At 46.9% G+C, this 275-nt stretch carries 1 protein-coding gene; it reads left to right on the forward strand.

Features of this window, described 5'->3' with window-relative positions:
* On the forward strand, positions 1-275 hold a 275-nt coding region (locus VJI94_RS08340; protein ID WP_324009023.1), incomplete at both ends, for a hypothetical protein.

A 275-nucleotide genomic window follows, 5' to 3' on the forward strand; every position in this document is an offset into this window, starting at 1 on the left:
GGAATTTCCGCGCCTACTGGGTTGATGCATTGAAGGCTTTGGGCATGTATGATGATCCAGAAACAAGGCTTCACTTCCATGACACCCGTAGAACTGCACTGACCAAACTCATCAGGCAAAAAGCCTTGAACAACTTCCAGATTGCAAAAGAAATGGGTGTGTCACCACAGACTGTTGAAACCACCATTCAGAACATGCCTGATCGTCTTGCTGGTGTGTTTGCCAAGCTCCGTAGTGGTCAAGCATTGAATGAAGAGGAAATCATGATGCTGGCT

It is taken from the genome of Parvimonas sp. D9, assembly GCF_035282565.1.
Classification (GTDB): Bacteria; Bacillota; Clostridia; order Tissierellales; family Peptoniphilaceae; genus Parvimonas; species Parvimonas micra.